Origin of the sequence: Streptomyces sp. 8L (assembly GCF_020176795.1) — a bacterium.
Lineage (GTDB): Bacteria > Actinomycetota > Actinomycetes > Streptomycetales > Streptomycetaceae > Streptomyces.
The window spans coordinates 1-719 of record NZ_JAIUKE010000952.1 but is presented as its reverse complement, the minus strand read 5'-3'; the positions used below and the strand labels follow the sequence as shown (position 1 = coordinate 719).

Sequence of the window (719 nt, the reverse complement as noted above, 5' to 3'; positions counted from 1 at the left end):
GCCTTCCCCCTTCCTGCTCATCGGCCCGGCCCGGCACCGGTCCGCTCAGTCCAGTACCCGCACCCCCAGGTGGGCCGCGAACGCGGGTGCCAGGTCCAGCAGTTGGGCGGTACTGATGACCGCACCCGCCAGCCGGTCCAGCCCCTTCGCGACGTCCAGCTCGCTCGCCCCGCGCAGGTCGACGTCCTTCAGTGTCACGCCCGTCAGGTCCGCACGCCGCAGCGCGCAGTCCCGGAACTCGACGCGCGTGAGCCTGGCGCCCCCGAAGTCCGGCTCCGCCAGCACGCAGCCCTCGAAGACGACATCCGTGAGCCGCGCCTGGCGCAGGTTCAGATAGTCGATCTTGCCGCCCCTGACCACGACCCGTTCGAGGCCCGCCCCGTGCAGCTGGGTGCCGCCGAGCCGCGCGTCCACGACCTCCACGTCGCGCAGTGTCGCCCCGCCCAGATCCGTGCCGACGCCCCGGACCCTGGTCAGGACCGAGTCGATGAACCGGGCCCGCCCCAACTCCGCCTCGTCCAGGACGCAGTCCGTCAGCGCGCAGTCCATGAACCGCGCGCCGGGGCCCTCCTGGCCCGCCAGGTCCGCACCGAGGAACGCGAGCCCGTCGAAGTCCCCGTCCGCCTCAAGCCCTCCCTCGTACGGGGTCAGCGGCGGCAGCCGTACCTCGGGGCGGCGCGCGGGCGCGACCCGGTGGCCGGGCGGGTGCTGCTGACCCT

General features: G+C 74.1%; 1 protein-coding gene. It reads right to left on the bottom strand.

Annotated features, from left to right (window positions below; genetic code table 11):
- Positions 1 to 45 precede the first annotated feature (45 nt).
- Positions 46 to 719, bottom strand: a 674-nt coding sequence (locus LCE31_RS40065; RefSeq protein WP_225023244.1) for a pentapeptide repeat-containing protein, incomplete at its 5' end; no start/stop codon positions are given.